The organism is Streptomyces sp. NPDC054813 (assembly GCF_053611365.1).
The window spans coordinates 233385-241449 of record NZ_JBSHAF010000016.1; the positions used below are offsets into that span (position 1 = coordinate 233385).

Annotated in this window: 8 protein-coding genes and 1 rRNA gene; all 9 read right to left on the reverse strand. The window is 67.7% G+C overall.

What is annotated here, in order from left to right; translation table 11 throughout:
- Positions 1-84: 84 nt before the first annotated feature.
- Entirely contained in the window at positions 85-558 is a 474-nt protein-coding gene (locus tag ACWGJB_RS30255; protein WP_026253112.1) for a bifunctional nuclease family protein, read from the reverse strand.
- 91 nt (positions 559-649) lie between these two features.
- Positions 650-1387 (reverse strand): transcriptional regulator FtsR, encoded by a 738-nt coding sequence (gene ftsR / locus ACWGJB_RS30260; RefSeq protein ID WP_360497208.1) that lies wholly within the window; start codon positions 1385-1387, stop codon positions 650-652.
- A 40-nt stretch (positions 1388-1427) separates the two neighbouring features.
- Entirely contained in the window at positions 1428-2258 is an 831-nt protein-coding gene (locus ACWGJB_RS30265) for an FHA domain-containing protein (RefSeq protein WP_453383225.1), read from the reverse strand.
- Between the two features lie 190 nt (positions 2259-2448).
- Positions 2449-3285, reverse strand: a complete 837-nt coding sequence (locus ACWGJB_RS30270; protein ID WP_453383226.1) for a DUF881 domain-containing protein — start codon at positions 3283-3285, stop codon at positions 2449-2451.
- Between the two features lie 5 nt (positions 3286-3290).
- Positions 3291-3623: a small basic family protein gene (locus ACWGJB_RS30275; protein WP_046727248.1), complete on the reverse strand. Its 333-nt coding sequence runs from the start codon at positions 3621-3623 to the stop codon at positions 3291-3293.
- Positions 3620-4531, reverse strand: a complete 912-nt coding sequence (locus ACWGJB_RS30280) for a DUF881 domain-containing protein (RefSeq protein WP_453383227.1) — start codon at positions 4529-4531, stop codon at positions 3620-3622. Before ACWGJB_RS30280 ends, ACWGJB_RS30275 begins: the two co-directional genes overlap by 4 nt.
- Before the next feature lie 106 nt (positions 4532-4637).
- Positions 4638-7133 carry a sugar phosphate nucleotidyltransferase gene (locus tag ACWGJB_RS30285; protein WP_450763220.1) on the reverse strand — a complete coding sequence of 832 codons (2496 nt, stop codon included), beginning with the start codon at positions 7131-7133 and terminating at the stop codon, positions 4638-4640.
- Between the two features lie 116 nt (positions 7134-7249).
- Positions 7250-7858 (reverse strand): CDP-alcohol phosphatidyltransferase family protein, encoded by a 609-nt coding sequence (locus ACWGJB_RS30290; RefSeq protein WP_450763218.1) that lies wholly within the window; start codon positions 7856-7858, stop codon positions 7250-7252.
- Between the two features lie 112 nt (positions 7859-7970).
- Positions 7971-8065 (reverse strand): 5S ribosomal RNA (rrf, locus tag ACWGJB_RS30295); the annotation flags it as partial.

Below are 8065 nucleotides of genomic sequence, written 5' to 3' on the forward strand. Positions count from 1 at the left end.
CCTGTCGCGTCGGACTCTCACCCCGTGACGACGGCGGCCCCCCCCCGCCCGGGGGGGGGGGGGGCCCCCCCCCGCTCCGGTCTCTCACTGGCTGCTGGTGCCGAAGTCCTCGGGCGAGATCTGGTCGAGGAACTCGCGGAACTTCTCCACCTCGTCCTCCTGCTCGTCCGGGATCGCGATGCCCGCGTCGTCCAGCACCGTGTCGCTCCCGTAGATCGGCGTTCCGGTGCGCAGCGCCAGCGCTATGGCGTCGGACGGACGGGCACTCACCTCGACACCACTGGCGAACACAAGCTCCGCGTAGAAGACGCCCTCACGCAGGTCCGTGATGCGTACTTCGGTGAGCTCCTGACCGACGGCCTCCAGCACGTCCTTGAACAGGTCGTGGGTCAGCGGTCGCGCAGGAGCCATGCCCTGCTGGGCGAACGCGATCGCCGTCGCCTCCCCCGGCCCGATCCAGATGGGGAGGTAACGGTCGCCTCCCACTTCGCGCAGGAGCACGATCGGTTGGTTGGAGGGCATTTCCACCCGGACACCTACGACATCGAGCTCGTTCACACAGCAACCCTAGGCCGTGCCCGGGACGTTTGGGTAGTCGGGCCCGGAACGCGCGCCCGATCCGGCCTCCGCCCGGGTCCTGTCACGATGGTCACGGCAGCCGCACCCCGAGCGCGGTCTGCACCAGTGCGGCATGCAGCTTCACCGTGAGCGCCGCCAGCTCCTTCGTACGGGCCTCGGCGTGGGCCCTGGTCTGCGGGTTGCGGTGCCGCTTGAGCGGGGCCACCACCTGGTCCACCAGGCCCGCCTCACGGTCGGCGGCGGCCTTCATCACACGCAGGTGGCGCGGCTCGATCCCGAACCTGCCCAGCTCGGTCACGAGCGCGGCCACGGTGACCGCCTCGGCGTCGTACACGCCGTCCTCCAAGGGAGCGAGCAGCCCGTACGACTCCCACTCCGCCAGGCAGTTCTCGTCGATCTCGGCGGCGGCGAGCAGTTCGTCCCGGCCGATCCGTGCCACCGTGGGAGCCTCGGGCATCATCGGCACCGCCTCCCCGTCCCGCTGCCGCCCCAGCACGGGCAGCTGTACGGCCTCGCCGCGCTCCATGGCGTCCAGGTACTCCCGGATAACCTTCAGCGGCAGGTAGTGGTCCCGCTGCATCCTCAGGACGTGTCCGAGACGCTCCACGTCCCCGGCGCTGAACTTGCGGTACCCGGACGGGGTCCGGCGGGGCTCGATGAGCCCCTCCGACTCCAGGAAGCGGATCTTGGAGATGGTGACTTCGGGGAACTCGTCGCGCAGCACGTTCAGCACCGTGCCGATGCTCATCAGCCCGGTTTCCGTGGCGGCGGTGCCGTGACCGGTACCGCCGCTCGGTGTGTGCAGCATGGACCTTCTTCCCTGGGGTCCCCGGACGAGGCCCGGAGGGTCAGATGCCCTGCCGGCTCGCGTAGAAGACCAGCCGGTACTTGCCGATCTGGACCTCGTCACCGTTCGACAGAGCGACCTGGTCGATGCGCTCCCGGTTGACGTAAGTGCCGTTGAGGCTGCCCACGTCGGCCACGGTGAACGAGCCGTCCGGCTGGCGGCGGAACTCCACGTGGCGGCGCGAGACCGTGACGTCGTCCAGGAAGATGTCGCTCTGCGGATGACGGCCGGCCGTGGTCAGCTCGCTGTCCAGCAGGAAACGGCTGCCCGAGTTCGGGCCGCGGCGCACGACCAGCAGCGCGGAACCCAGCGGCAGCGCGTCGACGGCCGCCTGCGCCTCGGGCGAGAGCGCCGGCACCTGGGTCTGGCCGGTGACCTCGGCGTCGTAGGCCTCCAGGCCGGAGATCGAGATCGTGGACGTCGTCTCCGTCGCCCGCTCGGGGACGGCGCCCGCGCGCAGCGGGGCACCGCAGTTGGAACAGAAGCGGGCGTTCTCCGCGTTGCGGTTACCGCACCTCGTACAAACCAGGGCCGACATGGACGGATCCTCCTGCCGCGGCTGCCCCGCCGGGGCGTTGGACGCGTACGGGCCGGAGGTAAACCCTCCACCCGCACCTGAGGTTGACGGTTGCCCGAAACCTATGCCGTTGGACTGCGACGGGTCAACTGACGGCGCGCCCTGACCTCCCGAAATGTCACCCCCCGGACCAGCCACCTGGTCCCGGAACAGCGGGCGCTGACCGTCCGCGTCGGGCTGTGCGCGATGGCGAGCGGTCGCATTGTCGCTGCCCTCTCGCGCGCTCTTGCCGAACAACTTCGAAAACAACTTCACGGGCGATTCCCCTTGACCGAAACAGACCCGCCCGTGGGGCAGGACGAACCCTGACTGAATAAACCGGCCGACCCGGACAACCACACAACGTCCGTATCCACCAGACAGTTTCCACCACGCGCCGGTTCCCCGGTGCGCCGACCCCCCGCATCCTCATGCCCTCGCCGGACGTCCCGCATGCACCGCCGGTTCACTGTGAGGACGACCGAGCGTAGTCAGGCTGCTTCGCCGGCCGCAAGGCATCCACGACGATCTTGGTCGATCGTTCGACGGTCACAGTCGCCTGTTCCTTCTCCAGGGTCTGCACCACGCCTCCGGGGATGTTGAGAGCCGGTTCGAGGTCCTGCGGCTTGCCGATCACCTTGAAAACGTAAGGCTGGGTGATCTTGTTCCCGTCGACGCTCACACTCTTCCCGGAGCCGGTGAGGTAGGTGCCGGAGATCACTCGCACTCCGTTGACCTGGATCGCCTCCGCGCCGGCCGCGCGCAACTCCTGGATCGCGTCGAGCAGCATGTCCGCCTGTACCGTCCCCTTCGGGTCGTCGACCGTCATCGTGATGCCAGGACCCTGCGCCGCCACGGTGCCCGCCAGAATGCCGAGTTGCCTCTCCTTCTCGGCCGTCTGCTTGCGAGCCTCCGCCGCCTGGTCGGAGCTGCTCTGCAACTCCTGACGCTGCTTTTCGAGTCCTGTCTTCTCGTCCTCAAGACGCTGAGTACGGTCGTCCAGTTCATCGAGGATGCGAACAAGATCCTCCTGGCGGGCCCCGCGCAACGCGCTGTCACTGTCGCTGTTCGACGCCACCTGCACGGCGAGCCCGAATCCGAGCCCGAACAGCAGCACCGCGACGATCAGTTGGGCCCGGCTTGCCCGTGGCGGCCACAGCCCCTGGACCAGCCGCCGACGGCCGCTCAGCCCGGCCTCCGGCTTCGGCTCGGCGGCGGATCCGGTCTCCGGTGCCGCGGCGGGCACCTCGGCGGGCAGCTCTCTGCGCAACCGCTGCTCCGGCTGATTCTCGTGCTCGCTCATGCCGCTCACGCCCGGAAGACATGCCGGCGGATCGCCGCGGCATTGGAGAAGATACGGATACCGAGGACCACGACGACACCCGTGGACAGCTGCGAGCCCACGCCCAACTTGTCACCCAGGAACACGATCAGCGCGGCCACCACCACGTTGGACAGGAACGACACCACGAAGACCTTGTCGTCGAAGATCCCGTCGAGCATGGCCCGCAGACCGCCGAAGACGGCGTCGAGCGCCGCGACGACGGCGATCGGCAGATATGGCTCGACGACCGCCGGAACCTCCGGACGGACCAACAGTCCGGCCACGACGCCCACGACGAGGCCAAGTACGGCGATCACGATGTGCCCTTCTCAGTCTTCTCGGTGTACGGCTGGGCCGTACGTACGATCACGCTGGGTGCGGCGGGCAACCGGACGTCACTCTCCGTGGAGATCGTCGCCCGGATGTCGAAGTTCTCCTCCAGGGCATGCAGATACAGCCCGTCGGGGCTGTCCTGGAACCTGGAGCTGAGCCTCTCCCCGTCCCCCACCGCCAGCACCGTGTACGGCGGTACCAGCGGCCTGTTGTCGACCAGTATCGCGTCTCCCGCGGCCCTGATCGCGGACAGGGCGGTCAGCCGCTGCCCGTTGATGGAGATCGCCTCGGCGCCCGAGCCCCACAGCCCGTTCACGACGCGCTGCATGTCGTGGTCCCGCACCCGGCCGGTGTCGGAGAACCCGGAGGTCTCCCGCGGGTTGCTGCCGTCGCCGCCCGAGGAGGCCTCCTTGGCGTCGTTCACGACCAGCTTCACACCGGGGCCGTGCACCGCGGTGGCACCCGACAGGACGCCCACCAGGTCCGCCTGCCCGCTGCCGCCGCTCTCCTTCAGCGCCGCACGCTGGCGGGCGCTGACGTCGTCGCGCAGCCTGTCGACATTGCTCTCCAGCTTGTCGGCGGTCGCCGTCTCACGGTCGATGCGGTCGATGAGCTCCTGGCGCTCCTTGGCCACGACCGGGGCCGTCACCCGCGCCTGCGCCGCGCCCACGGTCACCACCAGGGCCGCGAGCACCAGACCGCCGGCGAGACCCAGCCTGGCCCGGAGGGTCTTCGGCATGCCGCCGCCCTCCCCCTGCGCCCGCTTGCGGGCCGCCGCCTCGGCGTACCCGTCGTCGAGGCTGTGGTCCATGACGTTGGTGATCAACGACATGGAGGCGTCCGGACGCTGCGACCGGGTGGCGCTGCTCCGAACGGGGGGTTGCTGCGGCATGCCGCACATCGTCGCACGTTGCGACCGGTACCTCCGAATGGCCCCACCGGCGTGCCGGACAGGCCCCCTCGGGGACACTTGTCCGGCACGCGCGCGTGCGGTGCGTCTACCGTCCGGCGCTGTCCACGATCGCCGACCATTCGTCCAACAGGGCCTGCGCGGAGGCGTCGTCGGGACCCTCGGCCCACAGATGGGTGACCGCCTCGGCCGGGTCGGGCAGCACCATCACCCAGCGCCCGTCGGTCTCCACGACCCGCACCCCGTCCGTCGTGTCCACGAAACGATCACCGGCCGCCTCAACGACACGCCGCATGACCAGGCCCTTGACAGCCCACGGAGTCGCCAGGTCCCGCTTGAGGACATGCGCCCGCGGGATCCGGGCGTCGATCTGGCTCAGCGTGAGCTGTGTGCGCGCCACAAGGCCGATCAGGCGCACGAAGGCCGCCGTACCGTCGTAGACGCTGCTGAACTCGGGGACGATGAATCCGCCCTTGCCGTCACCACCGAAGATGGTGCCTTCCTCACGCCCCACACGCGTGAGGTCGTCGGGCGAGGTGGTCGTCCACTCGACCTGGGTGCCGTGGTACGCGGCCACCTGCTCGGCGATCCGGGTCGTGGTGACCGGAAGCGCCACACGGCCGCTACGCCGCTCGGCGGCGACCAGGTCGAGCATCACCAGCAGCGCCCGGTCGTCCTCGATGATGCGGCCCTTCTCGTCCACCAGGGACAGCCGCTCACCCACCGGGTCGAACCGCACACCGAATGCGGCCCCGGAGGACGCCACGATCTCGCCGAGGCGCACCAGCCCCGACCGACGCTGATCCGCCGTCTCCGTGGGCCTGGCCTCGTTGAGTCCGGGGTTGACGGTCAGCGAGTCCACGCCGAGCTTCCCGAGCAGGCTGGGCAGAACGAGCCCGGCGCTGCCGTTGGAGGCGTCCACGACGACCTTCAGGCCGGCCTCGGCGATCCCGGTCGTGTCGACGTTCCGCAGCAACGAACCTGTGTACGAGTCGAAGACGCTGGCCGGGAAGTACAGGTCGCCGATCTCACCGGGGAACGCACGCCGGTACTCCTGGCGAGCGAAGATCCGGTCCAGCTTGCGCTGGCTGGCCTGCGAGAGGTCCGCGCCCTGCCCGTCGAAGAACATGATGTCGACGGAGTCGGGCACCCCGGGCGAGGTCCGGATCATGATGCCGCCGGCGCTGCCCCGCGCGGTCTGCTGCCGTGCCACCGGCAGGGGCACGTTCTCCAGGTCGCGCACGTCGATGGCACTTGCCTGGAGGGCCGAGATGACCGCCCGCTTGAGCGCACGTGCACCCCGGGAGTGGTCACGGGCCGTGGTGACCGTGGAGCCCTTCTTCAGCGTGGTCGCGTACGCGCCGGCGAGCCGTACGGCCAGCTCCGGCGTGATCTCCACGTTCAGGATTCCGGAGACACCACGGGCGCCGAAGAGATGCGCCTGTCCGCGGGACTCCCAGATCACGGACGTGTTGACGAACGCGCCGGCCTCGATGGTCTTGAACGGATAGACCCGGACGTTGCCCTGCACGATCGATTCTTCACCGATCAGGCACTCGTCACCGATGACCGCTCCGTCCTCGATCCGGGCGGCCCGCATGATGTCGGTGTTCTTCCCGACGACACAGCCCCGCAGATTGCTGTGCTGCCCGACGTAGACGTTGTCATGGACCACGGCCCGGTGCAGGAAGGCACCGCTCTTCACGACGACGTTGGATCCCACGACGGTGTGCTCACGGATTTCCGTGCCGGCCTCGACCTTGGCGTAGTCACCGATGTACAGCGGTCCGCGCAGCACGGCATCGGCATGCACCTCGGCGCCCTCGGCCACCCAGACACCCGGCGATATCTCGAAGCCGTCGATGTCTACGTCGACCTTGCCCTCCAGGACGTCGGCCTGCGCCTTGACGTACGACTCGTGGGTGCCGACGTCCTCCCAGTAGCCCTCGGCAATGTAGCCGTAGATCGGCTTGCCTTCCTTCATCAATTGCGGGAAGACATCGCCGGACCAGTCGACCGGAACGTCGGCCTCGACATAGTCGAACACCTCGGGCTCCATGACATAGATGCCCGTGTTCACCGTGTCGGAGAAGACCTGCCCCCAGGTCGGCTTCTCAAGGAACCGCTCGACCTTCCCCTCTTCGTCGACGATGGTGATGCCGAATTCCAGCGGATTGGGTACACGGGTCAGGCAGACCGTGACCAGCGCGCCCTTTGCCTTGTGGAAGTTGATGAGTTCGGTGAGGTCGAAGTCGGTCAGCGCATCGCCGGAGATGACGAGGAAAGCATCGTCCTTCAACGCCTCTTCGGCGTTCTTGACGCTTCCGGCGGTACCGAGTGGCTTCTCCTCATTGGCATAGGTGAGCTCCATACCGAGCTCTTCGCCGTCCCCGAAGTAGTTCTTGACCAGTGATGCCAGGAACTGCACGGTGACGACGGTCTCGGTGAGCCCATGCCTTTTGAGCAGCCGAAGCACATGCTCCATGATCGGGCGGTTCACCACCGGAAGGAGCGGCTTGGGCATGCTAGAGGTCATAGGGCGAAGGCGTGTGCCTTCGCCACCGGCCATCACGACGGCCTTCATGTCGGAAGCGTCCTCCTCTAAGAGATGACGGTCTAGCCGACTTCACCCGTCCAGATTGTCCCGCACTTTTCCGCCGCAGGCCATCGCGAGCCACTACGTCTGGACAATCGCCGAGCTCAATCGGCTGTGGCGTCCGCACGAACCAGACGACGGACCTGCACCACGTAGAGCACTCCTGCCCACCAATAGAGTGTTGTACCCCATCCGGCGAACGCCCATCCGAAAATTGCAGCGAGTGACGAGATCCAGCCACTTCCGTCACTGAGCAGCAGGAGCGGGAACGCGTACATCAGATTGAACGTGGCGGCCTTGCCAAGGAAGTTCACCTGCGGCGGCGGATAGCCGTGCCGGCGCAGGATCCCCACCATCACCAGCAGCACCAGTTCGCGCAGCAGTAGTACGGCGGTCAACCAGAGCGGCAGGATCTCGCGCCAGGTGAGGCCGACCAACGTCGACAGGATGTAGAGCCGGTCCGCGGCGGGGTCCAGGAGCCGGCCGAGGCTGCTGATCTGGTTCCAGCGCCGGGCGAGCTTGCCGTCCAAATAGTCACTGATGCCGCTGAAAGCGAGCACCAGCAGCGCCCAGCCGTCGCTCTTGGGCCCGCCGAACTCGGGCCTGAGGATCAACCACAGGAAGACGGGTACACCGACGAGACGCGCCATGCTGAGGATGTTCGGGATGGTGAGGACCCGGTTCGTCTGGACACGGGTCTCCTGGACCTCCACCCGGGGGCCTCCTGTGATGGGAAACGAGCCAACTTTGCCCCCTGACCTTACCTCAACGCAAAAAAGCTCTGGCCCTCGGGCTTGATGCCCAAGAGCCAGAGCTCTAAAAGGAGTTCGGCGGTGTCCTACTCTCCCACAGGGTCCCCCCTGCAGTACCATCGGCGCTGTAAGGCTTAGCTTCCGGGTTCGGAATGTAACCGGGCGTTT